Annotated in this window: 1 pseudogene; it reads left to right on the plus strand. The window is 36.3% G+C overall.

From position 1 onward, the window contains the following. Positions 1-322: pseudogene (locus JUI58_RS18945) on the plus strand (HNH endonuclease); the annotation flags it as partial.

Raw genomic sequence — 322 nt, forward strand, 5'->3', positions numbered from 1 at the left:
AAAGAACATTGGATTGATGCAGCGTGTGTAGGCGATGTTAATAATTTAGAATTATTAACAAGCAAGCCATTGCTAATCAAAGCAACAGGTCATGGAACTAGACAATCTTGCAGAACCGATAAGTATGGTTTCCCTTCTCGTTATGTACCACGCTTTAAATTTGTTAAAGGTTTCCAAACGGGTGATATCGTAAAAGCTGTTGTAACTAAAGGCAAAAAGATAGGGAATTATCTTGGTCGTATTGCAGTACGTTCAACAGGAAGTTTTAACATTTCTACCCCAAATGGATTAATACAAGGTATTAACCACAAATATTGCCAGA

The organism is Spirulina sp. CCY15215 (genome assembly GCF_016888125.1).
In the GTDB taxonomy this organism is placed as follows: Bacteria; Cyanobacteriota; Cyanobacteriia; order Cyanobacteriales; family Spirulinaceae; genus CCY15215.